Source organism: Clostridium vincentii (genome assembly GCF_002995745.1).
Taxonomy (GTDB): domain Bacteria; phylum Bacillota; class Clostridia; order Clostridiales; family Clostridiaceae; genus Clostridium; species Clostridium vincentii.
The window spans coordinates 19,936-46,812 of the sequence record NZ_PVXQ01000010.1 but is presented as its reverse complement, the minus strand read 5'-3'; the positions used below and the strand labels follow the sequence as shown (position 1 = coordinate 46,812).

Annotated in this window: 20 protein-coding genes; 15 read left to right on the top strand and 5 right to left on the bottom strand. The window is 30.6% G+C overall.

The window, feature by feature from the left end:
• Window positions 1-107 precede the first annotated feature (107 nt).
• The 8 genes from CLVI_RS06370 (at window position 108) to CLVI_RS06335 (ending at window position 13,840) form a co-directional block, all read left to right on the top strand.
• On the top strand, window positions 108-1,187 hold the full coding sequence (locus CLVI_RS06370) for a sensor domain-containing diguanylate cyclase (protein WP_106059277.1): 1,080 nt from the start codon (window positions 108-110) through the stop codon (window positions 1,185-1,187).
• A gap of 392 nt (window positions 1,188-1,579) precedes the next feature.
• Complete coding sequence (locus tag CLVI_RS06365) at window positions 1,580-4,639, top strand: glycoside hydrolase family 32 protein (RefSeq protein ID WP_106059276.1); 3,060 nt, start codon at window positions 1,580-1,582, stop codon at window positions 4,637-4,639.
• Window positions 4,640-4,882: 243 nt separating this feature from the next.
• Complete coding sequence (locus CLVI_RS06360; RefSeq protein ID WP_207655335.1) at window positions 4,883-7,141, top strand: glycoside hydrolase family 32 protein; 2,259 nt, start codon at window positions 4,883-4,885, stop codon at window positions 7,139-7,141.
• Between the two features lie 254 nt (window positions 7,142-7,395).
• Window positions 7,396-8,535: an AlbA family DNA-binding domain-containing protein gene (locus CLVI_RS06355; protein WP_106059275.1), complete on the top strand. Its 1,140-nt coding sequence runs from the start codon at window positions 7,396-7,398 to the stop codon at window positions 8,533-8,535.
• Window positions 8,536-8,733: 198 nt separating this feature from the next.
• Window positions 8,734-9,954 carry a tyrosine--tRNA ligase gene (gene tyrS, locus CLVI_RS06350; protein ID WP_106059274.1) on the top strand — a complete coding sequence of 407 codons (1,221 nt, stop codon included), beginning with the start codon at window positions 8,734-8,736 and terminating at the stop codon, window positions 9,952-9,954.
• Between the two features lie 116 nt (window positions 9,955-10,070).
• Window positions 10,071-12,803, top strand: a complete 2,733-nt coding sequence (locus CLVI_RS06345) for a hypothetical protein (protein ID WP_106059273.1) — start codon at window positions 10,071-10,073, stop codon at window positions 12,801-12,803.
• Between the two features lie 78 nt (window positions 12,804-12,881).
• On the top strand, window positions 12,882-13,151 hold the full coding sequence (locus CLVI_RS06340; protein ID WP_106059272.1) for an EscU/YscU/HrcU family type III secretion system export apparatus switch protein: 270 nt from the start codon (window positions 12,882-12,884) through the stop codon (window positions 13,149-13,151).
• Entirely contained in the window at window positions 13,151-13,840 is a 690-nt protein-coding gene (locus CLVI_RS06335; protein WP_106059271.1) for a metallophosphoesterase, read from the top strand. Before CLVI_RS06340 ends, CLVI_RS06335 begins: the two co-directional genes overlap by 1 nt.
• Window positions 13,841-13,902: 62 nt before the next feature.
• On the opposite strand, the gene CLVI_RS06330 is transcribed toward CLVI_RS06335, so the two are convergent.
• On the bottom strand, window positions 13,903-14,877 hold the full coding sequence (locus tag CLVI_RS06330) for a methyl-accepting chemotaxis protein (RefSeq protein WP_106059270.1): 975 nt from the start codon (window positions 14,875-14,877) through the stop codon (window positions 13,903-13,905).
• Between the two features lie 123 nt (window positions 14,878-15,000).
• On the bottom strand, window positions 15,001-15,678 hold the full coding sequence (locus CLVI_RS06325) for a DUF2225 domain-containing protein (RefSeq protein ID WP_106059269.1): 678 nt from the start codon (window positions 15,676-15,678) through the stop codon (window positions 15,001-15,003).
• 116 nt (window positions 15,679-15,794) lie between these two features.
• Here CLVI_RS06325 and CLVI_RS06320 point away from each other — a divergent pair, with 116 nt between their 5' ends.
• The 5 genes from CLVI_RS06320 to CLVI_RS06300 all read left to right on the top strand — a co-directional run bounded on the left by CLVI_RS06320 (window position 15,795) and on the right by CLVI_RS06300 (window position 20,622).
• Window positions 15,795-16,589 carry a GTP pyrophosphokinase gene (locus CLVI_RS06320; protein ID WP_106059318.1) on the top strand — a complete coding sequence of 265 codons (795 nt, stop codon included), beginning with the start codon at window positions 15,795-15,797 and terminating at the stop codon, window positions 16,587-16,589.
• Window positions 16,590-16,682: 93 nt separating this feature from the next.
• Entirely contained in the window at window positions 16,683-17,462 is a 780-nt protein-coding gene (locus CLVI_RS06315; protein ID WP_106059268.1) for a hypothetical protein, read from the top strand.
• Window positions 17,463-17,474: 12 nt separating this feature from the next.
• On the top strand, window positions 17,475-18,551 hold the full coding sequence (locus CLVI_RS06310; protein ID WP_106059267.1) for an ATP-binding protein: 1,077 nt from the start codon (window positions 17,475-17,477) through the stop codon (window positions 18,549-18,551).
• A gap of 19 nt (window positions 18,552-18,570) precedes the next feature.
• Window positions 18,571-19,908, top strand: a complete 1,338-nt coding sequence (locus CLVI_RS06305; protein WP_106059266.1) for a vWA domain-containing protein — start codon at window positions 18,571-18,573, stop codon at window positions 19,906-19,908.
• A 69-nt stretch (window positions 19,909-19,977) separates the two neighbouring features.
• Window positions 19,978-20,622, top strand: coding sequence for a hypothetical protein (locus tag CLVI_RS06300; protein ID WP_106059265.1), 645 nt, complete (start codon window positions 19,978-19,980; stop codon window positions 20,620-20,622).
• 41 nt (window positions 20,623-20,663) lie between these two features.
• Here the strand turns inward: CLVI_RS06300 and CLVI_RS06295 are convergent, their stop codons facing one another.
• Window positions 20,664-20,993: a HesB-like protein gene (locus CLVI_RS06295; RefSeq protein WP_106059264.1), complete on the bottom strand. Its 330-nt coding sequence runs from the start codon at window positions 20,991-20,993 to the stop codon at window positions 20,664-20,666.
• Between the two features lie 181 nt (window positions 20,994-21,174).
• Here CLVI_RS06295 and CLVI_RS06290 point away from each other — a divergent pair, with 181 nt between their 5' ends.
• Entirely contained in the window at window positions 21,175-21,933 is a 759-nt protein-coding gene (locus tag CLVI_RS06290; protein WP_106059263.1) for a polyamine aminopropyltransferase, read from the top strand.
• Window positions 21,934-22,000: 67 nt separating this feature from the next.
• Here the strand turns inward: CLVI_RS06290 and leuS are convergent, their stop codons facing one another.
• Complete coding sequence (leuS, locus tag CLVI_RS06285; protein WP_106059262.1) at window positions 22,001-24,451, bottom strand: leucine--tRNA ligase; 2,451 nt, start codon at window positions 24,449-24,451, stop codon at window positions 22,001-22,003.
• A 486-nt stretch (window positions 24,452-24,937) separates the two neighbouring features.
• Between leuS and CLVI_RS06280 the strand changes: the two genes are divergently transcribed.
• A complete protein-coding gene (locus CLVI_RS06280) occupies window positions 24,938-25,480 on the top strand; it encodes an NADH peroxidase (protein WP_106059261.1) in 543 nt (180 codons plus the stop codon).
• Between the two features lie 289 nt (window positions 25,481-25,769).
• Here CLVI_RS06280 and CLVI_RS06275 read toward each other — a convergent pair whose 3' ends face one another.
• Window positions 25,770-26,744, bottom strand: a complete 975-nt coding sequence (locus CLVI_RS06275; protein ID WP_106059260.1) for an alpha/beta fold hydrolase — start codon at window positions 26,742-26,744, stop codon at window positions 25,770-25,772.
• Window positions 26,745-26,877 lie beyond the last annotated feature (133 nt).

The window sequence follows — 26,877 nt, the reverse complement described above, 5'->3', positions numbered from 1 at the left end:
CTCAAATTTATCCTAAATTATTGATATACTTTATAAAATGGTTTATTATAGAAGTAGTTATAAAATTATGGTTTGGGTTAATTCTATACAAAGTAAGGTGGGAGAAAATGCAAGATTCTGGATTGGGAAATGATGAAATTAAAGAGGAATTTGAAAAATACCAAAGAAAAACAGAAATGCAAATGCAAACTTTATCTAAAAAAAATATGAAATTGGAAAAAGATATTAATGTGCTAGCTAACATAGTTGAAATAAGCAAGTATATTAATTCATTTTTAAGTGATGAAAATCTTATATCCATGATAAATGATATGGTATTAGGATTGCTTGGTGTTGCTTATTCAACTATATTTCTTGAGGAAGATGGAGAACTTGTAATAAAAGCAACTAATGTAAAGAATAAAAAAGTTGAATTAACAAGTCAAGAGAAGGTTTATATTCAATTAGGAAAAGAATATCTAATTAATTCTTTAGATGGAATCAGAGATTACAAATGTTTGAATGTTAAAATTTGCTCAGTAATGGCTATGCCTATACAAATTAGAGATAAATCTTTTGGATTTATACTAGTAGAGCATCAGTTATATAATTTTTTAGATAAAGAGCATAAGAGATTTTTAAAATCCATTGCCAGTCAAATAGCAATATGCATTGAAAATGCAATATTGTATAGAGAACTACATGAAGCTTCTAAGAAAGATCCTCTACTTGGAATTTATAATAGAAGATATTTCTTTGAAAAAGTTGAAGATAAAGCACTTGCTAATCCTGATAAGCGGTATGCAGTAGTTATGATGGATTTAGATGATTTTAAAAAGATAAATGATGATTATGGACATCAATTTGGAGATCAGACTTTAATTGAAACTAATCAAGCTATTCGAAAGCTCTTAGTAGATGGAGATGTATTAGCAAGATATGGTGGAGAAGAATTTATATTTTATATTGATAGTTTCAAAGATAAAAAAGAGGTATATGATAAAATAGAAGCCATCAGACAGAGTATATCAGGTAATGTTATTGATAACGGAGAGGATTCAAAAATAATAACTGCAAGTTTTGGAATTGGCTATTATCCTGAAGATGGAGATACTGTTAGTGAAATTATAAATGAAGCTGATATATTACTATATCAAAGTAAAGAATCAGGTAAAAATAAAGTTACTTATTACGGCAATAAACAATAATATTAAGAGCACTCTATAATGTTTTATTATAGTTGTGCTTTTTTCTTTTAATGGATACTAAAAAACACAATAAACTTGGTGAAATAGATAAAAATCATAAAGTGAGTGTATTAAAATATGTTGTCAGTGTATTGATACTATTATCTGAAGTATATTAAAAATATTTAGAAAGAGAATTTTTAATGTTAAATAAAAGTGTAAGATCACGTGTATGCCGTTAAGATCAACATTTAGAAAAAGCAAAGTACTTTGATATACTAACTTGGCATGCTAATTGCTATATAGATTAATATAATGAGAGTTAAGTTTGTTCCTAAGGGTAGCAATCTAATGTAAACCTATACTAGAATGAAAATAATGTAAGAAGCAATTAACATGAAGGGGGATATATAATGAACAAAAGAAAGTTAACAATACTAATAACAATAGCACTTACGCTTATAACAGCAACAACTATTTCTGCAATGTATTATTTAAATAAATCGGAGAAAATACAGACTGAGGTAGTTAGAGTAGAAAAGGAGACTGATAGTGTAGATATGGATACAGAAGAAATCATAATACCACCTAAAGTAGTAAATCTAGATAGACTAGAAATTCCTGGCACTAATTCAGATGCTTTAAATTCTTGGGATACAGTAGAATCAAGTAAACTATATCTTTTAAGTAGTAATGGTAATGGTAATGGTAATGGAAATAGTAATGGGAATAGTAATGGTAATGGTAATAGCAATGGGAATAGCGATGGTATTGGTAATGTTAATGCTGGTATTACAACTGATTATTTAGAAGATTATCGTGAACAGTATCACTTTTCTGTTGCTGAGGCATGGGCCAATGACCCGAATGGAATGGTTTACTTTAATGGTGAATACCATTTATTCTATCAATATTATCCAGATGACGTTGTATGGGGCCCAATGCATTGGGGACATGCAGTTAGTAAGGATTTAATCCATTGGGAAGAACTATCAATTGCTTTAGAGCCAGATGAAGGTGGAACAATTTTCTCGGGATCAGCAATTGTAGATAAAGATAATACTAGTGGTTTCTTTGATGGAATTGAAGGCGGCGGATTAGTTGCAATCTATACTCAACATTATAAAAATGATGAAGGCATAGAGAAACAAAAACAAAGTATTGCATACAGTAAAGATGATGGAAGAACATGGACTAAATACGAAGGAAATCCTGTTATTTCAACAGAAGATGATCCGTTAAATGATTCGGCATTTAGAGATCCTAAAGTATTCTATAACGAAGATTCTGATGAATGGATGATGGTAGTTGCAGGCGGACCACTAAGATTCTTCTCATCAACAGATTTAAAGACTTGGGAACCAGAGGCTATGCAACCAGAAATTCAAACAGAATGTCCAGATATATTTAAATTAGAAGTTGGAGATACTGGAAATTTCAAATGGGTATTGAGCGAAGGCGGAAGATATTATCGTGTTGGTGATTTTAAAGAAGTAGATGGTATTTGGACATTTATTCCTGATACTGATGAACGTTTTGTTATGAATTTCTCTAAAGATTCATATGCAGCTCAAACTTATTATGGTGTAGGTGAAAATGGTACACCTGATGGGCGAAGAATTATGATTAACTGGATGAATAATTGGGATTATTGTAATGCTATTGCCCCAATAACAAAAACATTTAACGGACAATTTACTTTGCAAACTGAATTAAAATTAGCTGAAACAGCTGATGGAGTTCGTATGATACAACAACCAATCGAAGAATATGAAACGTTGCGTAAAGAACCTACAACTTTTGAGGATGTTACAATTTCTCCAGATCAGACTAATGTTATGAGTAGTTTATCTGGAAGTCAATATGAAATTGTTGCAGAGTTTGCACCTGATGCAGATACAACTGAGTTTGGATTTAAATTACGTGTTGGAAAAGATGCAGATCAAGAAACAATAGTTAAGTATAATACTGAAACTAAAGAAGTAACCCTTGATCGTACAAAATCAGGACAAGCACCAATTAATTTCGCACAAGCATATAGTAGTAAGATAAATAAAACAGCAGATGGTAAAATTCAATTGCATATTTTTGTAGATTCATCATCTGTAGAAGTATATGGAAATAATGGAGAGGTATGTGGCGCAGCTCAAGTTTTCCCTAATCGTTCAAGTCAAGGAATCGAAGTATACTCACTTGGCGGAAAGACAAAAGCTACAATTAACTACTATCCATTAAGTGGTATTTGGAATAATGAACTTAAGGGAACTAAAGCTGTTTTAGTATCATTAAGTGAGGAAGAACTAGGTAAAACTGTAGGGGAGGAATTTTCTGTTTATACAGCTATACTTCCTGAAGCAGCAGATCAAGGTGTTACATGGAAATTTTCAGATGCTCAGGTTTTAGAAATTGTAAGCCAAGATAATATAAAGACAACATTTAAGACAGTAAAAGCAGGAAGTACAACTTTAACTGCTGTTTCTAAAGATGGAAAGGCTGAAAAAACAGCTAATTTAAATATTTATGGTAATGATCCAAGTAGTATTATTAAGGATTTATCTAATTTTAGTACTAATGGGACTTGGTATGTGAAGGATGATGCTTATGTAGGGAATGATGAGGGTGATGCATTCGCAGTAGCAGAACAAACCAATGAGATTGGAATGGTATCTACACTCGCGGCAGATGCAGATGTATCAGATGGAAATACGGCAGGCCTTATACTATTATCTCAAAATGCAAATCCAAAAGAAGGATCTGTAATAGTAAATATAAATAAAAATGGTGAATTTAGGGTGTTTGAATTCACAGGGCTTGATGGAGACGGAAATCCAATAGTTAAGGATTTAATTTACGGTATAGTTCCAAAAGCAGACGATAGTATATATAAATTAAGAGCAGAAGTAAATGGCAAGCATATTAAGTATTGGATTAATGATGAATTAGTTTGTGATACTAATCAAGATTTTGAAACAGGAAGATTTGGATTAAATGTTTTTGGGGGACAAACAGCATTTAAAAATGTAACTCTTGAGAATAATGTTCCAAGTACTAAAACAAGTATTCCTGAGTCGGGTTTAACTTTTGACAATACACCAGGGGACTTACATGTTTCTGATGATAGCTATGTGGTGGATAAAGGTAAAGATCAAAATGGTTTTGCAATATCAGATCAAAATATAGATATTGCTAAAAACACATATACTTTAGACATGGATTCTAAGATTTTAGGGGATTGGCGTAACCAAATACCAGCAAGTGGTGATGTTGCAGGTGTTGTATTATTTGCTCAAAGCGATGATTTCTTTGCAGGCGGAGGTATTATAGCTAATGTAGGAAAGTGGGGTTCTTGGAGAATGTTTGCACGGTTACCAGATGGAAGTGAAGTTGAACTTGCAAATGGTAATGTTGGTGAAACAACCTACAGGACGTACAAGTTAAAAGTTAAATTAGAAGGAAATAAAATTAGTTTTTAGATAAATGATAAATTAGTGTGTGATAAGATAGAACAAAATTATTATACAACAGGGAAATTTGGATTAAATGTATGGAATGGACCATCAGAATTTAGAAACATAAACTTACTAGTAGAGGAATTGGGTTAGTACACAACTATAACTTAACATTAAGGGCATATGGTGAAGAATTAACTACATGAGAAAATTCAGTAGTTGATTCTTTACAATTACATACATATAAAATCTAAGGAGGAGAAATTGATGAAAATCAAAAACACGGTATGCATCTTAGCAGTAACGGTTATTATTTCACAGGGTATTTTGAGTTCAAATAGCAAAGTGGAAGCAAATGTTGAAGAGACCAGTATAAATTCCGCATATGCTAGTCCAACTATATTTCCAAAATCACAACAATCACCTCTAAGTTATATTGGAGACACTATGCCCTATTATGAAAATGGTAAATTTAATATATTTTATTTAGATGATATAAGAGACAGCACTGAAAATGGGTTCCACCCTTGGAGCTTAATTACAACAGAGAATTTTTATGATTATCAAAATGAAGGTGTTGTAATTAATCACTCAAATAATAATGCAGATCAAGATCTTGCTTTAGGTACTGGTTCTGTTATTAAGGATAAAAATGGTTTGTATAATGCATTCTTTACTGCCTTTAATGATCGTAGAGATACAGGAGAACCCTACGAGGTTATAATGCATGCTACAAGTACTGATCTTAAAAATTGGACTAAGATACCTGAAGATACATTTTCTGCAGCACCTCAGTATTCTAGAAATGATTTTAGAGATTCATATGTTTTCTATAATGAAGAGGATAATAAGTATTGGATGCTTATAACAACTAGGAAAGATAATACAGGTGTAATAGCACGCTATACATCAGATGATTTAAAAACATGGACTGATCAAGGAGTATTATTTGCCAATGATACAGATAACACAAACTTAGAATGTCCTCAATTATTTAAATTAGGAGATTATTGGTATCTTACATTCTCAGATCAATCAGCACAAGATCCGTTTGGAAAACGAGTTGTTCATTATAGAATAGCTACTAATCCAATGGGACCATTTACTAAACTAGGATTCGATGATAGCTTGGATGGAAATGGCTTATATGCTGGAAAATTTGAAAACGATTCCAATGGTAACGTTTATATGTTTGGATGGAATCCAACAAAAGTTGGTTATACTGATTCAGGTGAGTATAACTGGGGAGGTAATTTAGTAGTGCATCAAATCAAACAAGATGCAGATGGTACCCTTCGTGCAACTCCAGTAGAAAAAGCTATAAATGCAATAAATAATTATGCAGATTTTACTGAAATGAATAAGACGCAAACAGTAATCAAAAACAATAACGACTATTCTTTCACAGGAAATGGCTATGAATCAGTGACTTTCGGTGAAGTTAATGGAATAAGTAAAATCACAGGAAAAATAAATACAAAAGGCAAGAATAATAATTTTGGATTTATGTTTAATGTGGAAGATAATGGGAAAGCTCCATTAAATATTGTCTTTAACCGTCAGTATGGAAGATTAGAATTTTACAGTGCATCAACAGATGAATCACTAGGAGCAATAGAGTCTACTAAATCATTAACTATTGGGGACAATGCTACTTTAGATTTTTCAGTGGTGATTGATGACTCAGTTGCAGTGCTTTACGTGAACAATGAAGTTGCTTTCACTACACGTATGTATAATATGCAAAATCATAAGTGGGGAATATTCTCTATGGATAGTGATATAACATTCAGTAATTCAGTAAGACCAGCAGTACCGATTGTAACAATCAATGATGTAGCAAATACTGTAACTGGAATGGCAACAGGAATGGAATACAATCTAGATAATGCAGGATATGTAGCATATGTAGAAGGAGTGTTTAATGCTATAGATTTCAGTGGAGATCATACATTATTGGTAAGAGTAGCAGCAGAAGGAATTAATCCAGCGGGAGTAGATATAACATTAACATTTACGGTTCCAGATAGAGCAAATAATGCCAACTTATTTTTTGATTTCGGAGTTCAAGGAAATAATGGATGGGGTTATGGATATGGAACAAGCAATTTGGATTTTGCTGATGCTACAGGTTATGATGCTAATAGCGAAAAGTATTATCAGCCAGGGCTTGATGGTCTTGAAATAAAATCTGATTTTGTTCATCCGGCAGTAAATAAGGGAGCGGTATATACATGGACAGTGGGAGAAGATGGAACTATTGATATAATAGGTAAATACACAAAGTTTACCCATGCAGATGTTAATCCAACTTGGCCAGATGGTGTTAAACTAACAATCTATAAAAATGACCAAAAATTGCAGGAGGATGTAGTTGCAGTAAGTGCTACAGTCGACAATACTAAGAATATAAATATTAGGGCACTTAATGTAACAAAAGGGGACAAGTTATATTTTATCATCACGGCTAATGCAAATAATGCCTGGGATGCAGGAAAACTTGAGGTTAGTATAAATGCTGTATAGGCTACTCTAACTAGATTGTCAAAATCACACAATCACTTCTGAGTTATATTGGAGATTATATAAGAGACAGACGTGTAAAAATTAATAACATACTGGAATCTATTTCAATATATCCTATAGAGTAGACAAAAAAAGTCTACTCTATAGGATATTTTTATATCAGAAAATGAATTGTCCTTGACATGAAGTGTATTTTAATGTTTTAGTATAGCTGTATTTTTAGATAAGGTTAAATTTATATTGGGGGATTAATAATGGATACCAGGAAGCTGTTAAGTTTAATTAAAAGGGGAGAAGGGCCTAAATTAGATTATAAAGTAAAGCTTGAATTATGGACCGAAAGTGGCAAAAAAGAATTAGCTAAGGATATAAGTGCAATAGCCAATTCAAAAGGTGGTAGAGGTTATCTTATAGTAGGGATAGAAGATAAGAGTAAAGAGGCAATAGGAGTTAAAGAGGAAGAAACTTTTAAGGAAGAACAAGTACAACAAATCATTACATCAAGATGTGAACCTCCTATTCCAATTGAGGTTGAGTTTTTAAAGTTTCATGAAAAAAATATAGGGGTTATAACAATATATGATGGAAATCAAAAGCCTTATCAAATAAAAGAAAATGGTGCCTTCTACATTAGAAGAGGATCAACTACAGATATAATTAGAAAGCAAGAACTTCTAACATTGTTTGAAGAGAATTTAGATTTAAGTATAGAAACCTTTCCTGCAATGAAAAGCAGTATAGAATTTTTAAATATGGAGCTTATTGATAAATATTTTAGAAATAAGGGGATATATATTAATGATGACAATAAAAGTTTCCTTTTAGAGAGTTCTGGAATAATTTATAGGGAGAAGGAAAGCGGAAAGGAAAAGTGTACTTATGGAGGGTTACTTGTATTTTCTGATAATAATAGTCTAGTTATTCCTTATAATATGATAAGGATAATAAATGATGTCAATAAAGGATACAAAGAGGTTACTATTATTCAAGGTAATCTTCTAGATATGATACTGAATTCAGAAAGAGTTGTTAATGAAATACTTGAAACAGAGTATCCTGTTGAGGCAATTTTGGAAGCTATTAAAAATGCAGTGTTGTATAGGGAATATTCAGAAGTTAATAGAATAATTGAAGTTGTTATAAGTAGAAAAAGTATTATTATTGAGAGCCCAGGAGGGCGAATAGAAAAGAATATAAAAGGAAACAATGAAAATTATATGAAAAGAAATATGTGGATATATGAAAAGTTAATAACCTTAGATGATAGAAATATATTTTTAAAGAATGGAAAAGGATTTAGTAGAATGCAAAATGCATTTAAAGGGAGAGGCAAGATTAAATTAATAAATTCTAGAGTAGAGAACAGTTTTAAGGTTATATTACCAGGGATTTAATAGAACTAGAAGAGTTTATGTAGCATAACTTTGAAATTAATTTTAATTTAAATAGATTGAAAAATAAGCTGTTCTTAGAATAATTCTAAAGACAGCTTTATTCATTATATGAAAAATAAGTATTAAGTTGATTAAAGATATATATGGGTTTATACTATATAATATATATCTAAATGATGAAAAAACAGGAGGTACAAAATGGCTAATGTATTAGATGAGTTATTGGATCGTGGATACATAAAGCAATTCACTCATGAGAATGAGACAAGAGAATTGCTTGAGAAGGAGAAAATAACTTTTTATATAGGATTTGACCCAACTGCAGATAGCTTACATGTTGGACATTTTATAGCTATGATGTTTATGGCTCATATGCAAAAAGCAGGACATAGACCAATAGCCTTATTAGGTGGGGGAACTGCTATGGTAGGAGATCCAAGTGGTAAGACTGATATGAGAAAGATGCTTACAAAGGAACAAATCCAAGTTAATGTTGATTCAATTAAGAAGCAAATGGGAAGATTTATAGATTTTTCCGATGATAAAGCACTAATCGTAAACAATGCAGACTGGCTACTTGGCTTAAATTATGTTGATTTTTTAAGGGATATAGGAAGCCATTTCTCAGTTAATAGAATGCTAAGTGCAGATTGTTTTAAGCAAAGATTAGAAAAGGGATTATCATTTTTAGAATTTAACTATATGTTGATGCAAGGTTATGATTTTTACGTTTTAAACCAAAAGTATAATTGTAAAATGGAACTTGGTGGAGATGATCAATGGTCTAACATGATTGCTGGCGTTGAATTAGTAAGAAAGAAGGCACAAGGTGAAGCTTTTGCAATGACTTGTACATTACTAACAAATAGCCAGGGACAAAAGATGGGAAAAACTGTTGGTGGAGCTTTATGGCTAGACCCAGAGAAAGTATCTCCTTTTGAGTTCTATCAATATTGGAGAAATGTAGATGATGGCGATGTTGAAAAATGCCTAGCATTATTGACATTCCTACCCATGGATGAGGTAAGAAAACTCGGTGCATTAGAAGGTGCCGAAATTAATGAAGCTAAAAAAAGATTAGCTTATGAGGTAACTAAACTTGTACATGGAGAAGAAGAAGCTAAAAAATCCACTGAAGCATCAGATGCATTATTTTCAGGCGGAGCTGATATGAGTAATGTCCCTACAGTAGTAATTACTGCAGATAAAATAGGAACAGAATTATTAGAAGTGTTAGCTGAAAATAAAATAATACCATCAAAAGCAGAAGGTAGAAGATTAATTCAACAGAATGGCTTATCTCTTAATGGGGAAAAGATAACTGATTTGAAAAGATTAATTACTAAAGATGACTTTAAAGATGGAGCTGCATTAATTAAAAGAGGAAAAAAGAATTATCATAAGATAGAATTAAATTAATATAGTTTATAAAATAAAGCTAAGAATATCTTAGCTTTATTTTTTTATAATGACTTAATATACCTATAGTAATGTACGATAAATATAATAGTGAATTTTATTAAGGGAGAGATATTATGCCGGCAATTTGGAATATAGGGAATGTCAGTGAAGCAAGTAATAAAAAGGTATCTAGCAAATTAACGTTTGAAGTAGGAGAATCATTTAAAGGTAGGATTGTAAGCAAGGGTGAGGGAAATGAAGTTGTAGTCAAATTATCTGATGGATGGCAATTTACAGCTGAAATTGAAGGAAAAGTTAGCCCTAATGAGGAAGGTCTTATAAAGTTTGAGGTAGAAGATTTTGAGGATGGAAAGATTAAACTTAAAATAATGCCAAACCAACAGACAAATCAAGGTTCAGAGGGGAATATAATTGGGGACTTCATGAAAAAGACTGGTATGACAAAGGAAAGCTTAGATATTCTCAAAGCCATGGTTAAGTATAACATTCCACTTACTAAGGAGAATATAACATTTATAAAAAGCATTACTGCCTTTAATGAGAAGATAAATTCTAATCCTGCGGAAATAGATAATTTTATTAATAAATTTATATCGGGAAAAGGAATTGAAGAGGGAAGTACTAAAGGACAACAAATAAAGGATATCTTAAATGATTTTTTTAAGAGCTTTAAAACCGTTAGTAAAGATGATATATTATTTTTTATAGAAAATGATATTGATATAAATAAAGAGAATATAGATAGCTATAATAAGTTGTTTAAGTCAGAAGGGACTATAAAAGAATATTTTGATAATATTTCTAAAGCTTTGAAGGACTTGAATATAGATCTAACAGATGCAAAAACACAGGATTCTAATAGCACAGAAAAAGGGAAGGTAAATCTGCTTTCTATATTAAAATCTGTGGCAGGTGAGTCGGGGGATATAGTTAAGGAATCTGTAAAGGAAGTTTTAGTAGAAAATAAAAATAAATTTACAACCAATGAGTTTAAGGATAAATTCCTTAAATTAAGTGCCTTAAGTGAAAAAGAACTTATAGATTTAGTTAAAAGTAACTTAGGGAACAAGTCTAATATAACCAATAAGGATATAAAAACTTTAATATCCAATATTTTAGGCAAAGAGATAGACATACCAGAGGCGGGTCTACAAAAAATAAAGGCTGCAATTACATCTCAAATGGCAGCTGAAGTTATACCTGTTAAAGAAGGGGAAGTCGCTAAGGAATCTATAAAAGAAGTTTTAGTAGAAAATAAAAGTAAATTTACAACCAGCGAGTTTAATGATAAGTTCCTTAAATTAAGTGCCTTAAGTGAAAAAGAACTTATAAATAGAGTTAAAACTAACTTAGGTAAGGAGTCTAATATAACCAATAAGGATATAAAAACTTTAATATCCAATATTATAGGCAAAAATATAGATATACCAGATGCGGGGATACAAAAAATAAAGGCTGCAATTACGTCTCAAATAGCCGCTGAAGCTGTACCAGTTAAAGAAGGGGAAGTTGACCCACGAAGGAATGTAATAAAAAGTATTATTGCCAATGCGGAATTGAATTTCGTAGAAAATGATATTGATATTAGTAAAGAAAATATAGGTAGTTTCGATAAAATTTTAAAATCAGGGGAGACTGTAAAAGAATATATTAATAATCTATCGAAGTCTCTTAAAGATCTAAATTTAGATATAAAAGATTTAGAAACAATACTTAAAAATAATGAAGAGGAATCTATTCCAAAAGCAATATTGTCTTCAGAGGAAAAAGCCTCCTTAGACAGCAAGGACTTAGCATCTAAAATATATAATTCTAATAGTACAGATAAGGGGAAGGTAAGCATGCTCTCTTTATTAAAATCTATGGTAGGCGAGGATGTAGAAGTCACTAAGGAAACTATAAAGGAAGTATTAGTACAAAATAAAAACGAATTTACAACTAGCGAGTTTAATGATAAGTTCCTTAAATTAAATTCCTTAAGTGAAAAAGAACTTATGGATGTAGTAAGATCTAGCTTTGGAAACAAAGAGAATATAACAAATAATGATATAAAAACTTTAATTTCTAATATTTTAGGAAAAGAAATAGATATACCAGAAGCACAGTTGCAAAAAATAAAGGATATAATTACTTTTCAAATGAAAGGTGAAATTGTGCCAGAAAATGATGCAGCTATACCGACGGCTAAAGGTTCAATTCTTGAAGAAAATGCAAAGTCTATCATAAGTGAATTAAATATTAAAGGTGCTGACAATGAAATAAAAAATAGTATAACGAAAGAAATTTTGAATCTAAGTTCTAATGAAATAATTAGAGAAGATATAAAAGTTAAAATAGAGAATATGAAAGATATAATAAAGGATATTATTGCTCATGCACAATTAAAGGGAGATGGAATGGAGAAAGTAATGCAATTTATTAAGGGAAATATAAGTGATTTTAAATTACTTAATTCAGTAAATAATGAGTATTATTATTTAGATGTTCCTATAAAGAACAATGGAGAAGAGTATCCATGCAAGCTTATTATTAAGGATAGTAGAAAAGATAATAAAAAAATAGATAAAACAAATGTAAAGATGATAGTAGCGGTAAGAACTATTAATTTAGGTACTGTAGATGGATATTTAAAAGTGAATGGAACAAATTTAAATGTTAATATAAAATGTGATGATGAGTTTGTTAAGGTAATTGATAAGACCAAGGAAAAACTTTTAGAAGGGTTAAAAAACTTAGGCTTTTTTACAAGTATAACGGTAACTCCAAAGATATCAGAAATTAGCTTAACAACTTGTAGAGGTTTTTTTGAGGAAAGCCATGATAGAGCAATAGATACTAAGGTATAAGCGTAATCAAAAAAATATTGACCTAATAGGGTATTGGTTATAATATTAAAGGAGACTGTGTAAATTAGGAGGTGTAACATGACGCAAAGAAGAAAAGCTATAGCTCTACAATATGAACAAAGTTTTGCTGCACCTATTGTCACCGCAGCTGGTATGGGACAAATTGCAGATAGAATTATAGAAAAAGCAGAAGAGAATAGTGTTCCCATAGTATATAATAAAGAGCTAGCAGATCTTTTATCTAATGTAGATGTTGGTGAAACTGTACCATCTGAACTATATGAAGCAGTTGCTCATGTTATTGCCTATATTACAGACTTAGATAAAAAGTTGAAAGAGGAGAATTAATGGCACTTTATGCAATTTCTGATTTACATCTGGGATTTAACGAGGATAAACCTATGGATATTTTTGGAGAAAAATGGAATGGGCATCCTGAAAAGATAAAAAATAATTGGATGAAAAAAGTGAATGAGGAAGATACAGTTCTAATAGCAGGAGATATATCTTGGGCTATGAACTCTGATAGCAGTAGTATTGATTTGCAATGGGTAGAAGACCTGCCGGGCAAAAAGATATTATCAAGGGGAAATCATGATTACTGGTGGAGTAGTATAACAAAGCTTAATGCTTTGTTTGAAAACACTAAATTTCTTCAAAATAATTATTATTCCTATAAAGAATATGCTATATGTGGGACCCGTGGATGGACTTGTCCTGGAGGCGATAAATTTACAGAAAAAGATAAGAAAATATATCTAAGAGAGCTTATTAGATTAAGACTATCTTTAGATGAAGCTAAAAAAAATGGATTTTCAAAGTTTATAGTTATGCTTCATTATCCGCCTACTAATGATAGATTTGAGGAATCAGATTTTGTAAAGATAATTAAGGAATATGGCGTAGAAAAAGTAATATATGGACATTTGCATGGACCCTCCTTAAAAAGGGTGCTAAATGGAAAAGTTGATGGGGTTGAATATATTATGACATCTGCTGACTTTTTGGATTTTGATCCTACTATTATAATAGAATAAATAAAAAAGTGAGTTCCAAAACTATTTTTTGGAACTCACTTTTAATTTTTTTAAATTTATATTTACTTTAAAAGGTTTTTGGCTAAAGAAGAAAGTGTATCATTAAATTCTTCAATACTTGAAGCTTGTACATCCATTGTAGCCGCGATTTCTTCTGCTAAAGCAGTATGTTCTTGAGAAATTGAATTAGCTGTTTCTACTGCATTAAGAACTTCATCCTTTTGAGCGGCTGCCATTGCAAGGTTTTCAATAGCATCATTTACCTCTGTTGTAGTCACATCAATAGCTGTTTTTATACTCATAAAGCTAGTTTTTGTTTCAGCTAAAGTAGCTTGTTGAATATTTATTGCTGTAGTACCACTGTTCATAGCATTTGATGCATTTATAATATCTTTTTTAATTTCGTCTAATATTTTAGCAATACTTTGAACTGCTTGTTTTGAATTATCTGCTAGTTTTCTAACTTCTCCAGCAACAACTGAAAATCCTTTGCCAGCTTCTCCAGCTCGTGCAGCTTCAATAGCAGCATTTAAGGATAATAAATTAGTGAGGCTAGCAATTTGATTTATAGAATCTGTAATACTATTAACAGACTCCAACTTTGATACTAATTCGTTTACAGTAGAGCTAGAAATTGTGAAGGCACTTTGTAAATCACTTAAAGATGAATCAAGTTTCTCTATTTTAGCTAATCCATCATTTGATAAGTCATCGGTATCAAACATTTGTATCTGAACATTAGTTACATTATAAGCTAGTTTTTCCATACTTTCACTAAAATCTTTAAGAATTGTAGCGGCAGTATCAATCTCTTGGCTTTGCTTAACTGTAGCATTACTTAATGTGTTAACAGATTGACTAACTTCATTAATAGATAAAGTAATACTGTTACTATTAGTTTGTAGTGAATTAATTTCATCAATAATTCCGTCTGAAAGTTTTAAACCCTGTGTATCTTGTATATTTTTTGTATATACTGGGTGTAGGCTTTCGGTTTCAATATTTTCTTTAATGCTCTTTTTAGTAAATAAACCCATCTCATTACCTCCAAATTTATATGTTTAAATTAATTATAATTCAAGTATTTAGTCGTATATATGTTATGTTTATCTAATTATAACACATTCACAATTTGACTAAAATACCTAAGGACAAATATTCTAATATTTTTTGTTAATAATATCTTTGCCAGTTCTAGCTAATTCTTTAACTTTCACAGAAGCCCCTACAGTTGTTATTACAGTTGAATACCATCTAAGAGCTTCTTCTGATTTATTAGTTCTTCTATATAAATCTCCAATTAAATAAGAGAATGAATCTCTTTGCATACCGTATATTGGAAAATTTTCCAAGCTAAATGATTTAAGGAAGTATTGAAGAGATTGATTTAAAAAAAGGTTCTCTTTTTCTATATCTTCGTTAAGTCTAAACATCCATCCAAGCTTTAAGAAAATCATAGCTATGGAACTATTTGTAGCATTTATAGCCATAGAATTAACTAAGGCAAGTTTATATCTATTAATTGCGTCAGGGACAGTTAGGTTTTCTGGAAAATTATGAGGTCTCCATTTACGCGTTATTTCATTAAGTATTATATCTTTCTGATGGGACTTGATTTTTGGAAAATCTGCCTTTATAGCAGAATAACCGCAACTATTACATACCCATACATCGTAAAAATAAGGGTTTATTACTCTATATCTTATAAAAAAATCAGAATCTTTTGATGTGATTCTCGGAGAGTTTACCTTGACAATTTTCACATTAAATTTAGAATTACATATAGGACAAATTATTTCTTTATCATATATGTGTATTTTCAAATCTGTTTCGCTCATTTTTTACCCCTTACAAGATTAATTTAATTATAATTTAATTATATCATAATTTCTTATTTAATAAAGCTGACTTTTTGGTATAATAATAAGTAGGAGAATATGAGGTGATTTTTTTTATGGCAAGTAATAATTGGAAAAGTTTTCTTGTGCCCTATGAGCAAGCGGTAGAGGAACTGAAAATTAAACTGAAGAGTATAAGAACAGAATATAGAAGGAAAAATGAGTATTCCCCAGTTGAATTTGTAACAGGGAGAGTAAAGGAAGTAGCCAGTATTCTAGAAAAGGCTAATAAATTTGAAATACCAATAGCTAGGGTTGCTTATGAGCTTGAAGATATAGCTGGAATTAGGATCATGTGTCAATTTGTTGATGATATAGATATAGTTGTACAAATTTTAAGGAAAAGGCGAGATATGCAAATTCTTTATGAAAAGGATTATGTTAAAGGTGTAAAAAAAAGTGGGTACAGAAGTTATCATATGATAATAAAGTATCAAGTGAATATGGCAGGTGGTCCTGTAGAAATATTAGCAGAGTTTCAAATAAGAACTCTTGCAATGAATTTCTGGGCGACTATTGAGCATTCTTTAAACTATAAATATAAACAAAAAATTCCGGATAATCTTAAAGTAAAGTTAAAGAGTGCAGCAGATGCAGCTTTTAAATTAGATGAAGAAATGCTTGAAATAAAGGATGAAATTAAGGATGCACAGAAATTATTTGAGGTTAAATCGGATGTTATTTCAACTATAATGAGTAAAATAATAAATTTAAAAACTATTGATAGAGTCCTAGAATCTACTAGATACGAAAAAACCTTAAATAAGTTAATTGAAGATGGCGAAGTTTGGGAACTAAATAATTTATTATTTGCCATAAACAAAGATATTGAAAAGTTTAAGGATAATTAAAAGTGCCTTGGGCACTTTTTTTACTTGCAAAGTATATCAGATAATAAACATTATTATCTGATATACTAATTATAAAATTTTAGGAGAAAGATTATGGATGATAAAATACTTTTAAAACAAGTTAGAGAAAATCCTATGGTTCTTGAGAGGATAAAAGATCCTAACCAAGAACTAATAAGTGCGGCTGTGAAAAAAAATGGTATAGCAATTAAATTTGTTGTAGATCCATCCTTTGAATTAAAAAGGGAAGCTATAAAAAGCAATCCTTTAGCAATAGAATTTATCATGAATTTAGATGAGGAATTAGGATTACTAGCTGTTAAGCTTCTTTGGAATTCATTAAAGCTTATAAAGAAGCCATCCTATGAGGTTCAAAGAGAAGCGATTAATATTAAGGGGTGGGCAATACAATATGTTGAAAATCCTACAGAAGAATTATGCCTTTTAGCAGTTAATAGAGATTTTGATTCTATAAAATATATAGAATCTCCATCAAATGAAGTGCAATTAGCAGCTGTCCGGGGTTCCTGGAATGCAATAAAATATATAAAAAAGCCTACTTTAGAAATAAAAAGAAACGCAATAATTCAAAATGAAGAAGCAATTCATTTTATAGCTAATTATGATATAGATGATCTGAAAATTTTTATTGAAGATAACATAAAAGTTGTTAAGTACTTATATGATTCTATGGAAATTGAATTAGTTCTAGAGGTATTAAATAAGAAGCTTGAAAAGGATGAATTCACAGAAGTATACTTGAGAGATTTTTTAGAACTTGAGATTCTAGAAATGGATAAAATAGAATTTATTAATCTTTATGGAAGCAAAAGGGTTAAAAAACTATTAGTAGATTATAAGCTTTCAAAGTAATAGGAGGAAAAAATGAAATTTTCAGAAGTATTAGATACTGTAAATATGATTATAGAGACCGGCGAAGTACCTCTTATAATTGGAGAGAGTGGGATAGGGAAAACGGCTTTAGCTAATGCATTAGCGAAGAAAAATAAATATTTTCTAGCTAATATTGATGCAAACCTTCTTAAGGAGGGGGAAATAGGAGGATTACCAACTGTAGTAGGTGGAAACACAGTTTATGCAACTCATTATAAGCTAGCTCAGATTAGTAATGCAATTAAAGAAAAAAAATCTGTTTTATTATTTATAGATGAATTAAATAGATGTGACCATGCGGTACAGCAGGAACTTATGAATCTTATTTTAAATAGAGAGATAAATGGCTATAACCTTTCAAAGGAAGTTAAGATAATTACAGCCATGAATCCATCAAACAAATATGAAAGTTTTAAAGATAGTGATTATGAGGTTGTTGATATGGATCCTGCCCAAGAAGATAGATTTGTTTGGGTGGAGATGGCCTCAGATATTAAAGAATGGATTAAGTGGGGAATGGATCAGGGAAATATTCACAGTGATGTAATTGAATTTTTATCTGCATTCCCAGAATATTTAAATACTCCGAATTCTAGAGAAAGTTTAAAGGCAACTCCAAGAAGTTGGGAGAGAGTTTCAAAGGCTTATAAATTATATAAAATGCCAAATTCAAAATACTCATTAAATACATTTTTAAATGTAGTCCGTGGTAATGTAGGGGAAAGCATTTGTACAGACTTTACCAGTTACATATGTAATTTAAAAAAACCTTTGATTAAGGTGGATAACTTATTTAGTTATGATATTTTGCCTAGGGAAGTTAAAGATGAAATCTTGAATGAATCTCATTCAAGATTATATATTTTAGCAAAAAATTCGTTAAATTATCTTGAAAATAACTCCATGGAGAGAAATACTCTAATGTTTTCTGAAATTTTAAAATTGTATCCTAGAGATTTAAGACTTGGAATTATGAAGGAAATTAAAAAAGATTATTCTAAAAAAGTATATGAAGAACTTTTAGAGTGTGATGAATTCTTGGAAAGTTTTTTTGAAATATATGCTTAAGAGGTTTTGGTGAAAAAATATGTTTAATGATAAAAGAGAATATTTATTTAAAATAGCGTTTGATATAGAATTTCAAGAAGAGATAACAGGTGAGTTTAAAAGGGACTTTTTTAAACTAGTTAGTGATGTAATTATAAATATGGAGGATGGAGAGGACAGCTTTTTTGGAAGTTTTATGCTTAAGATAGAAAGAGATATCCGACTTGATATCTCTTGGCCTCTTTCAACAATTCCTAAAGCAAATGGATTCTTAATGTATTTCAATCCCATATTGTTTTTACAAAATACTAAAAAGGAAATGGTAGCGCTTTTTAAGCATGAAATCTACCATATGATGTATTCTCATTATAAAAGAGTGAATCAATTAAAAAATAGCTATAATAATGAAGCAATTTCTTTAGCTATAGATATATCTGTTAATCAATTTATAAAGAATATGCCCACAGAAGCTAAAGGAATAGATGGACTTAGTCGGGAATTAAATATTGAATTAAAAGCAAATAGGACTATAGAAGAATATGCTAGGCTCATTCAAAAAGCCTTTAATTCAAGACCTAATAGAAAGATAGGACAAGATGATGATAGTACAGATATTGTAAAGAAGATTGATAATAATAAAGCTCATAAGCTTTGGGAAGAAATTGATATTGAGGAAAAGACTATAGAGGGAAATCTTAAGAAGATAGCTTTAGGTAGTGATGATACAAATGCTCCAGAGGATTTACTTAAGATAGTTATGTCTTTAAAGGGACGTGAGGAATTATCCTGGCAGGAACTTTTGAAAAGGATGATTCCATCTATTAGGACGGGTCATAAAAAGACTATAACAAGAAGAGATAGACGTCAACCTGAGAGGGTGGATCTAAGAGGAAAGCTACCTAATGCTATACCTGAAATAATAGTAGCTATAGATATTAGTGCAAGTATGACTGATGATGATATAAAAAAGATAATGATAGAATTATTAGCTATAACTAAAAATAATAATGGCAAGATTACAGTCATAGAATGTGATAGTGAAATAAAAAGAATTTATCCTCTTAGATCACCAAAGGATATTAAAAAAAGAGTAACTAATAATGGATCTACAGCTTTTTCACCAGTTTTTGAATTTCTTAAAGAAAAAAATTTAAGAGATAATATATTAATTTATTTTACTGACGGAGTAGGAGAAGATGAATTAACATGCAGGGTAGTCTCTAGGGAAGTTCTATGGGTTCTCATGGGAGATAATAAATTATCTTTAAAGGGACCATTTGGTAAAATAAGAAGAATTAAGAGCAGCTCTCCAGTTGGAGAAGGTAAAAGTGCAGCTTTAAATATGATTAGAGAGGTAATTCATGATTGGGCAAGATAAGCTATAGATGTCGATTTTTGTAGAAATGCGAATCTGGTTATGATATATTGGTATCTGGGGGAGATATATATGCAATTAAAACATAAAACATATTCTTTAGTAATGCTGATAATACTATTTATAAGTCTAATATTTAATATAATTACATCTATAGATAATATAAAATATAAATATAAAGTAGGGGTAAAATCTTATAATAATATAGAGGATATAAGAAGTAGAAATGAGAGTAATATAGAATTATTAAATTCAACTATTGAAGTCGGAACTATTAGTAATAAGGATGCAATAAAGTTATATGAAAATTATAATATTATAGCTGATAGTTATATTGATTTATGGAATGAGTATTCCTTTTATGAAAAAGAAGAGAAAAGAGGATTTTCGTTTAAAAAGATAGAAACTAATGAAACTCTATTAAATGATGTAAATTATAGGATACAGGAATATTTAAAGGCAATATTGTATTTAGAAATGGAAACTAAGACAAATAAGTTAGAGATTAATCCTGAAGCAATGGAGAGATTTAAGCAAATGAAGAATCTTTCTATTGAAATAGATACTTATTATAAAGAGTTTTATAGTAATGAGTTAAATGGAGCTGTAGACGAGGATAAAAAGGACAAAATAATTAAAAGGTTTTATTGGGTTGATATACTTGAAGGAATAAATGAAATTAACGAGAAATATATAAATGTGGAGTTTAAAGTTTAACATAAAAAAGAGATGCAATAAGCATCTCTTTTTTTAGTGTTTTAGTGACAGCCACCGCCACAAGAACCACAACTACTTTCAGTTTCGATTAAAGGTTTCAATGAAAGACCTTTTCCTTCATTCTCTTGCTCAGAAAGAACTAAGAATCCACCGAATTGATCAATTAGATTTTTTTCAATTATAAAAGTAATATCATTAATTACTTCAGTTACATCATCTTCCTTGACTTCACTTACAGAAATGTTGAAAGCAGGACCGCTGCAAGACTGTCCAGCAAAGTTAATTCTTATATTATAACCTTCAACTTTACTTTCATCTAAGAATGCTTTAAATTCATTATAAGCATCTTCACTCATTGTTACATTTTTCATTTAACTCACCTACTTTTTATAGATTATTTTAATTTAGTATAACACACCCTAGTTTATTTTCAAGAAGTTTTTATAGGGGTCTATCCACGAAGTGCTGTTATGGGTATAATAATATGGAACATAGATTAATACCTTATTAAAAGGACTATGCTAAGTTAAATTGAAACAAGGAGATTTTAATATGAAACCATATGATGAAAAGTTTATTATAGATAAAATAAAAGAATATAGTTCACAAATCCAGGTAAATGAAATAGGAAAATATAAAATCATGAAAAGAGATGGACTAAAGGGAATTATAGATGGGTACCTTTATGAGAGAGAAGGGGAAGTAAACACTGAAATTCCTGAACTAGTAGGTGAAGAGAGAATTTGGATGAGAATATGCCCTAAGGAGATTCAAGGGAGTTATGAATTTATAAAGCTTGCCAAGGGTAAGGTTGGAATTGTTGGACTTGGATTAGGATATATTGTTCAGGAAATTTCTAAAAAGGATGAGGTTGAAGAAATTATAGTCTATGAAATTAGCCAAGATGTAATAGATTTATATAATAGTAACTTTCAAAATAACAAAAAGATAAAAATAATTCATGGAGATGCTTTTAAGGTAAAAGGAGAGAAGTTTGACTTATTCTTTTCTGATATATATGAATATAAATTAAGCTTAAAGGTAGTGGAGGACTATATTGAATTAAACAAAATTCATAATATAGAACAATATTTGTTTTTTGGACTTGAACATTTTCTTTTAAGTTGTAGTTATGATGAAATAGTTTGGGTTTATCTTCCGGAACCGTGGATGGATATGAGTAAGAGGATATCAAATAGATTAGATGATTCAGGGTATATAAAATACTATAAGAAATTAGATGAAAAATTAGTAAGTGAGGTTCTTGAAGCCTTTAAAGTTATTTTTAATGAAAATGAAGAAGAAGAGTAATTTATTGTAAATAAAAAAATCTCCAGAAATATGTTTATTTCTGGAGATTTTCTTTGTGTATAAAAATTTATTTAGCAACTATATTAACAAGACGTCCTTTAATTACTATAACCTTAACTATATTTTTACCTTCAGTACTAGCTTTAATTGTTATGTCTGCTAAAGCAGCAGCTTTTATAGCCTCTTCAGATAAGTTAGATGAAACATTAATTCTATTCTTAATCTTACCATTAACTTGAATAGCTATTTCTACTTCATCTTTAATTAAAGCAGTAGGATCAAATATTGGCCATTTTTCATTAAATACTGAGGTGTTGTTACCAATAGCATTCCATTCTTCTTCACAAAAGTGAGGAGCAAATGGTGCAAGTAATCTTACAAAGTCAAGAACTACTTCTTTTAAGAAGTCTAGGTTTTTACCATCTTCTTGCATATATTTAGTTAGTGCATTAACAAATTCCATCATTCTAGCAATGGCAGTGTTAAATTGCATCTTATCTCCATCTTCAGTAACACCCTTAATAGCAGTGTGTCTCCAGAAGTTTAATTCTTGTTCTTCATTATCTAAAGTAGATTTATTGTTTTTACCTTCTTTAATTGCCGCATTTGCCATTTCAAGAGCGCGTTCAATTCTATCTACAAATCTTGACACAGATTTAACTCCGTCATCACTCCAAGCTCCACCTTCAGTATATGAGAACCCAAACATTAAGTACATTCTAAATACATCTGCACCATATTGATTTATATAAGAATCAGGTGATATTGTATTCCCTTTAGATTTACTCATTTTTAAGCCATCTGGCCCTAGAATAAGACCTTGGTGAGTTAGAGATTTAAAGGGTTCATCAAAGTTCAAATATCCCATGTCTCTTAATGCTTTAGTGACAAATCTTGCATAAAGAAGATGCATACAAGCATGCTCAGGACCTCCAACATATTTATCAACTGGAAGCATTTTATTTATTAGTTCAGTATCAAAAGGTTTTTCAGTATTTTTGTTATCAGGGTATCTTAAGTAATACCATGATGAACATACAAAGGTATCTAAAGTATCAACTTCCCTTTTTGCTGGACATCCACATTTAGGACAAGTCGTATTTACGAAATATTCACTTTTAGCAAGAGGAGATTTACCATCTGGTGCAAATTCAACATCATAGGGAAGTTTAACTGGAAGATCCTTTTCTGGTACTGGTACAATTCCACATTTATCACAATAAACTATTGGAATTGGTGCACCCCAGTATCTTTGTCTTGAAACTAACCAGTCTCTTAATCTATAATTTACTTTTTCAGATCCTAAATCATTTTCAGCTAACTTTTCAACAACTTTAATTTTACCTTCTTCTGTAGTTAAGCCATCAAATTCTCCAGAATTAATCATCATTCCATATTCGCAGTAAGGAAGTTCAACTTCGTGGCCCTTTTTATTTGTTATAACCTGATCTATTGGAAGGTTAAACTTTTTAGCAAATGCGAAGTCTCTTTCGTCATGAGCAGGAACTGCCATAACAGCACCAGTACCATAAGTTGCAAGTACATAGTCTGAAATCCATATTGGAACTACTCGGCCATTAATAGGATTTACAGCATAAGAACCGGTAAATACCCCTGTCTTTTCCTTAGATATAGATTGTCTTTCTATTTCAGATTGTTTAGCTGAAATCTCTTTATATTCTTCAATAGCTGATCTGTTTTCATCAGTGGTGAATTTATCAACTAGCTTGTTTTCAGGAGCTAGAACTACATAGGTAACACCATTTAAGGTATCAACTCTTGTAGTAAATACATCAAAACTTAGGTCGGAATCTTTAACTTTAAATGTAAGTTGTACTCCAGTAGATTTACCTATCCAATGCTTTTGCATAGCTACTGTCTTTTCTGGCCAATCTAAAGTATCTAATTTATCAAGTAATTCATCTGCATAATCAGTTATTTTAAAGAACCATTGAGTAAGTTCTTTTTTAGTAACTTCAGTTGAACATCTCTCACAGACTCCGTCTAGAACTTGCTCATTTGCAAGAACTGTATTACATGATGGACACCAATTTACTGGTGCTTTCTTTCTATAGGCTAAACCTTTCTCAAAAAGTTTTAAGAATAACCATTGAGTCCATTTATAGTAGTTAGGGTCTGAAGTTACAACTTCATTTTCCCAATTGAACATAGCACCCATAGCTCTTAGTTGTTTTTCCATAGTTTCTATATTCTTATATGTAGAGTCTTTTGGATGTACGCCTGTTTTTATAGCGTAGTTTTCTGCAGGTAATCCAAAAGCATCGAAGCCCATTGGTTGGAATATATTATATCCCTCCATCTTTTTCATTCTAGCCCAAGAGTCAACTGGTCCATAGTTAAACCAGTGTCCAGCATGAAGCTGACTTCCTGATGGGTATGAGAACATTTCAAGAGTATAAAGTTTCTTATCTAAATTTTTAGGATCGAATTTATAAAGACCATTCTTCTCCCATAATTCTTGCCACTTTTTATCAACAGCAGTTCCGTAGTTTCCCATGTTAAAAAATCCTCCTTAAAATTGTTTGTAAAAAGTAAAAACCCTCATCTCTAAAAAATCAAGAGACGAAGGTATGTTTTTCCGTGATATCACTCTTATTAGGATAGTAATATCCTCACTGAAAACTATATCAACGCCAAAATATATAGTTATTAATAATATAAATAATTATATATTTATAAGGGCCTAAAGTCAATCAGGTTACCCTGTATTATAGAATAGGCTACATAGTTATAGTTGTAAGAAAAATAAGGAAGTAGAATTTTATGACTTAGATAAAGAATTTCATAGATTGTTATTTAAAGGCGTAAATAAATCAATTAATCTTCTAAAAGACCTTTACAATTAATAATAATTATTATATAATAAATATTGTAGTGAAAAACGTAGTACTAAAAACGTAGTACTAAAAACGTAACACTCAAAAAAAGATGAAATTATAGAAGTCAATAAAAAAGTTATGAATTATGGGGAGGATTATTAATTATGAAGAAATTTGTATGTACAGTATGTGGTTATATTCACGAGGGAACAGAGGCACCAGAGAAATGTCCAGTATGTGGTGTTGGATCAGATAAGTTTATGGAACAATCTGGAGAAATGATTTTTGCAGATGAACATCATGTTGGAACTGCCAAAGGTGTTGACCAAAGAATTTTAGAAGGATTAAGAGCTAACTTTACTGGAGAATGTACTGAAGTTGGAATGTATTTAGCTATGTCAAGACAAGCTGATAGAGAAGGTTTCCCAGAAGTTGCTGAAGCTTATAAGAGAATAGCTTTTGAAGAAGCAGATCATGCATCTAAATTCGCTGAGTTATTAGGTGAAGTTGTAGATGGTGATACTAAGACAAACTTAGAAAAGAGAGTTGCTGCTGAACATGGAGCTTGCCAAGGTAAGAAGGATTTAGCTACACTTGCAAAACAATTAAACTTAGACGCAATTCATGATACAGTACATGAAATGTGTAAAGATGAAGCTAGACACGGAAAAGCTTTCGCTGGATTATTAACTAGATATTTCAAATAAAACATATATATAAATAAGGATAGAGCATAATTGCTCTATCCTTATTTTTTTTATAGAAAAGTGGCAATACAAATAGGTTTAGTTGAAAGTTGAGAATTGAGAATTGAGAGTTGGGAGTTGAAAGACACGAATCTTTGATTCGTGTCCTTCAGATTTTCTTGAGTAATTTTAAAAAATCCTTTAAGGATTTTATTTTATCCATAACTTTCAACTCACCGTAAGGTGCACCCTTCGGGTGTCAACTGTCAATTATCAATTCCCCAAAGGGGCGCTTTTCAGGCGTCAACTCTCAACTCTTCTCAAGGTAGTGTGGTGCAGTCAATTTGTTCTTTAGGATAGACTTTATCGCAGAGATAATAATATCATTATTATCATCATGGATAAAATGATCGGATCCTTCTACAATTATTTGATCTGTATTAGTAGAAAAGTTACGCATATTCTTTTGAGACTGAAGCCAAATCTTATTTACTGGATCTGAATAAGCTCTTCTATTCTCAGCTGTAAGAATTTGAATAGGCAAATTTTTGAAGTTAGTTCCATGGCTTAAAACTGTAGAGCAATTACGTTTGAAATTTTTCATCTCATAAACCATATTTTCATTCCAAAAGTTTTTTATAGTGAGTCTAGTTTTAATCTTAATAATTTCTTTTGAAGAGGCTGCTGTAATAACTTGATTCTTAAAAAAAGGAATTTTAAATGCTAATCTAAGTAGTCCAATGAATTTTAGAAATTGCATAGAGCGAAGAGTTAGTATATTTGGTAAGGGTATAGTATCCTTTATTTCAGGGTTTACTCCCTCCTCTAAGATGATTCCCATAACTTCATTTGGATACATTTGTGTGTAACGTAAAACTTCTATGCTTGCCATGGAATGAGCTAAGAAAATATAAGGGGGAGTATGTCCACTTTTTTTTAATGCAAACCTTATATCATCAACTAAGCTGTCAAGCGGTATACCATGAGATAGATCATTACTATATCCATAACCATAACGTTCATATAAAGCTGTTTTAGTAAATTTGGAAACGCTCTCCTGTAAGTTATAAAAATCATAATAAGGACTAGCACAACCAGTTCCAGAAGTAAAAACAAGGGTAGTTTTGCCAATACCCTTAGAGAAAATATGGAGAGAACCATTAGAAGCTTCAATAAGCATACCAGGCGCTTTAGAATCTTTGTTTTCATAAAGCAAAATTATTTCCTCGAGAACTATTCCTACTATTGCTAGAATGATTAGAAAGAGAATAAAAAATAAATCCATTTATTAACTCCTTTCCAAAAATTGTTATAATGTAATAATAGAATTTTTTAACAAATAAGTCAATATTATATAGAGAGAAATTTGCCTATTATGGAGAAAAAATATATAATCTTATAAAGGTTGTAATGAAACC